The sequence below is a fragment of the Aquabacterium sp. genome, from assembly GCF_036279675.1.
In the GTDB taxonomy this organism is placed as follows: Bacteria; Pseudomonadota; Gammaproteobacteria; order Burkholderiales; family Burkholderiaceae_C; genus Aquabacterium.
Genome location: NZ_DASUIS010000130.1, coordinates 1 through 2,764 on the forward strand (window position 1 = coordinate 1; position 2,764 = coordinate 2,764).

General features: G+C 63.2%; 5 protein-coding genes and 1 tRNA gene. 4 read left to right on the forward strand and 2 right to left on the reverse strand.

The features are described from left to right. Positions 1-536, reverse strand: a 536-nt coding sequence (locus VFW93_RS15100; RefSeq protein WP_329694793.1) for a CNNM domain-containing protein, incomplete at its 3' end; no start/stop codon positions are given. A 64-nt stretch (positions 537-600) separates the two neighbouring features. Between VFW93_RS15100 and VFW93_RS15105 the strand changes: the two genes are divergently transcribed. From VFW93_RS15105 to VFW93_RS15120, 4 genes are all read left to right on the forward strand, one after another. Next, entirely contained in the window at positions 601-1,428 is an 828-nt protein-coding gene (locus VFW93_RS15105) for a symmetrical bis(5'-nucleosyl)-tetraphosphatase (protein WP_329694794.1), read from the forward strand. Between the two features lie 34 nt (positions 1,429-1,462). After that, positions 1,463-1,552, forward strand: a tRNA-Ser gene (locus VFW93_RS15110). Between the two features lie 173 nt (positions 1,553-1,725). Next, positions 1,726-1,914, forward strand: a complete 189-nt coding sequence (locus tag VFW93_RS15115; protein ID WP_290676365.1) for a hypothetical protein — start codon at positions 1,726-1,728, stop codon at positions 1,912-1,914. A gap of 135 nt (positions 1,915-2,049) precedes the next feature. Next, positions 2,050-2,199 carry a hypothetical protein gene (locus VFW93_RS15120; RefSeq protein WP_329694795.1) on the forward strand — a complete coding sequence of 50 codons (150 nt, stop codon included), beginning with the start codon at positions 2,050-2,052 and terminating at the stop codon, positions 2,197-2,199. A gap of 15 nt (positions 2,200-2,214) precedes the next feature. Here VFW93_RS15120 and VFW93_RS15125 read toward each other — a convergent pair. Then, positions 2,215-2,764 (reverse strand): GMC family oxidoreductase (locus VFW93_RS15125; protein ID WP_329694796.1); only part of this gene is annotated, 550 nt, incomplete at its 5' end.

Sequence of the window (2,764 nt, forward strand, 5' to 3'; positions counted from 1 at the left end):
TCTTCTTCCGTCACGCTGCGGTTGCCGTTGTCCTTGATGCCGATGAGCTTGAGGATGGCTTCCGTGGCGGCGGCGAGCATGCGCACGAAGGGACGCGTCAGGCGCGACAACCAGGTCATGGGCTGGGCCACGATCCTGGCAACCGACTCCGGGTACATCTGGCCGACCCGCTTGGGAACCAGTTCACCAAAAATGATGGACACGAACGTGATGATCAGCACCACAAGGCCTGTGGCCGTCACACTGGCGATCCGATCCGTCAGCGGAAAGTGGGCTTGCAGCCAGTCGGCCAGCGGTGGCGAGAAGGCGGCTTCACCGACGATGCCGTTGAGCACGCCTATGGAGGTGATGCCGATCTGAACCGTGGACAGAAACTGGGTGGGGTTGTCGTGCAGCACCATGGCTGCTTGCGCACCGGCGTCGCCGGTTTCGGCCATCACTTGCAGTCGCGCCTTGCGACTGGCGGCCAGCGCCATTTCCGACATGGCAAAGGCGCCGTTGAGCAGAACCAGGAAAATCAGAAGCGCTAGATCCATAAAAGGCGCCGGCAGAATCCGGGCCTTGCATTCAACACCGCGCAAGCGTAGCAGAATCCGTTCCATGATCTATCTTGTTGGTGACCTGCAAGGTTGTTGCAATCCGTTCGAGCGGCTGCTGCAAACCATTGATTTCTCTCCCTCGCGCGACCATGTGTACGTGCTGGGTGACCTGGTGAACCGGGGGCCGGACTCCCTGGGCGTGCTGCGCCGGCTGCGCGAACTGGACAACGCCGCCACCTGTCTGCTGGGCAACCACGATCTACACCTGCTGGCCGTGGCCCATGGTGTGCGCAAGCCGCATCGCAGCGACACGCTCGACGAGATCCTGCATGCGCCTGATCGGGAAGACTGGCTCAACTGGATCCGCCAGCGCCGCCTGGCCGTGCACGCGCATGGCTGGCTGATGGTGCACGCGGGCGTCGTGCCGCAGTGGGATGCGGCTCAGACCGTGGCACTGGCCGCCGAGGTGGAGGCGATGCTGGCCGGGCCGGATGTGGGCGAGTTCCTCACGCGCATGTACGGCAACGAACCTGACAAGTGGCGCGAAGGCCTGCAAGGTGTGCCCCGCTGGCGTTGCGTGGTCAACAGCCTGACCCGGCTGCGCTTTTGCTCGGTAGACGGCACGATGGAGTTCGCCACCAAGGAAGGCGCGGGCGGTGCACCTGAGGGCTTCATGCCCTGGTTTGAGGTGCCCGGGCGGCGCACGGCGGGCACACCCGTGGCTTTCGGTCATTGGTCCACGCTGGGCTTGATCAACCGCGACGACCTGCTGTCGCTCGACACCGGGTGTGTCTGGGGCGGGCAACTCACGGCGGTGCGTGTCGATGGCGCCACGCGAGAGCTCATTCAGATCGATTGCCCCCAGGCTCAGAAGCCAGGCAAAAGCTGATGGCCGCAAAGGCATCTACAATGGCGGCTTCAAAGGGTGTGTGGCCGAGCGGTTTAAGGCACCGGTCTTGAAAACCGGCGAGGGCTTATCCCCTCCGTGAGTTCGAATCTCACCGCACCCGCCACTTGTGGCGACCCTTTTTTTGAACGGCTCCTGTCCATACGGCAGGGGCCGTTTTTCTTTGCGCAGACGAGCGTGGCGGCCTTGTCCGCCATGCCGCTTGTCAAGTATTTTTTCTGGCATCGGGCATTCCCTGAAGGACTACACAAAACGCTTGGTACTGTATAAAATCACAGTATGGAAGCGCCCCTCAAATCTGCCTGGATAGCCCGCTGCATCAAGCGTCTGGCCGAGCTTCAGCCTGGTCTGATGCCGGCTGTGGCAGCCCGTGCAGCGGAGCGTCTGTGGCAGGACGAGCGGGGCCATGTGCCGCCCGAAGAGTGGGCGGAGATTGAGGTCAGAAGCTGGGCCCGCCAGGGACCTTGAGCCCGTACCTCCTTCCCGATCTTTGACGTCATGAACCCAGGCTGTCGCGGCATGTTGTGCGCGACGGGCCGGGCGTGACGCCTTCGTTTCTTTCTCTCTCGACCGAACCTTCATCCAAACAGACAGGAGCGCGCCATGATGAGCGTGAAGCCACCGCATTGCCTTTTCAACCGTGTCAACCGGGCGCTGGACCGGGTACTGGAGGCCCTGCTGGGCGACTGGTGGATCGATCTGATCCTCATGTTGTTCATCGTGGGCACGATGCTCTACAACCACTACCACTGAGCTGCTCGGCCAGCCTCAGTCGGTTTGCTGGCGCAGGATCATGTCGGCCGCCTTCTCCGCGATCATGACCGTGGGCGCATTGGTGTTGCCCGAGGTGATGGTGGGCATGGCTGACGCATCCACCACCCGCAAGCGCTGGACGCCACGTACGCGCAGTTGTGGATCGAGCACGGCCTCCACGTCCCCATCCGGCCCCATGCGGCAGGTGCTCACAGGATGGAAGATGGTGGTGCCGATGCGGCCGGCGGCCTCCACCAGTTGCGCGGGGCTTTGGGCCTCGGGGCCGGGCATGAATTCCTGCGGCTGGTACGGGGCCAGTGCGGGTTGCGCAACGATGCGGCGCGTCAGCTCGATGGCCTCGACGGCCACCTGCCTGTCTCGCTTGGTGCTCAGGTAGTTGGGCGTGATACGTGGCGCGCGGTCTGGCTGGGCATCGCGGATGTGGATGTGGCCGCGTGATGAAGGCTGCAGGTCACACACGGAGGCCGTGAAAGCCGGAAAGGCATGCAGCGGTTCACCGAACTTGTCGAGTGACAAGGGCTGCACGTGGTACTCGACATTGGTG

Excerpts from the sequence above, each read along its gene's own strand:
- VFW93_RS15115 (WP_290676365.1), top strand. The coding sequence starts at position 1,726 with ATGGAAGCGCCCCTCAAATCTGCCTGGATAGCCCGCTGCATCAAGCGT.
- VFW93_RS15120 (WP_329694795.1), top strand. The coding sequence starts at position 2,050 with ATGATGAGCGTGAAGCCACCGCATTGCCTTTTCAACCGTGTCAACCGG.
- VFW93_RS15105 (WP_329694794.1), top strand. The coding sequence starts at position 601 with ATGATCTATCTTGTTGGTGACCTGCAAGGTTGTTGCAATCCGTTCGAG.